Origin of the sequence: Candidatus Thiosymbion oneisti, assembly GCF_900092655.1 — a bacterium.
Lineage (GTDB): Bacteria > Pseudomonadota > Gammaproteobacteria > Chromatiales > Chromatiaceae > Thiosymbion > Thiosymbion oneisti.
Genome location: NZ_FLUY01000535.1, coordinates 1 through 510, shown reverse-complemented (window position 1 = coordinate 510; position 510 = coordinate 1). Strand labels below are relative to the sequence as shown.

At 59.4% G+C, this 510-nt stretch carries 1 protein-coding gene; it reads left to right on the top strand.

Annotated elements, in window-relative coordinates; genetic code table 11:
- A partial coding sequence (locus BQ17_RS05250; protein WP_500784410.1) for a transposase occupies window positions 1-510 on the top strand: 510 nt, incomplete at both ends.

The window sequence follows — 510 nt, the reverse complement described above, 5'->3', positions numbered from 1 at the left end:
CCAATGCGGAGGATGGGGTGAAGGGGCGTTTTTGGGAGGGCCGCTTCAAAAGCCAAGCACTGCTCGATGAGAAGGCGTTGCTGGCGGCGATGGCTTATGTGGATCTCAATCCGGTCCGGGCGGGACTTGCCGAGACGCCGGAAACTTCTGACTACACCTCGATTCAAGAGCGCGTCGGTGGATTGCCGGAAGAAGCCGGGTCCGAAACCGGCTCGCAGGAGGCCGCAACCGTTAAAGATCCTGAGGTAACGCTTGATGGGGAGGAGTTACGACCGGAAGCCGAGACGCAAGTCTTGCCCCAAGCCCCGCTGATGCCCTTTGATGCCACCGCACAAACCCCTTGGGCAGTGCCCTTTGTCTTCGAGGACTATCTGGAGCTGGTCGATTGGACGGGCCGGGCATTACGTGCGGATAAACCTGGATACATCGAGGGGCAAGCACCCAAGATCCTCGCGCGACTAGGCATCGACGGGGAGCGATTTATCGACTTTGCCGAGCGTTTTCTCAAGG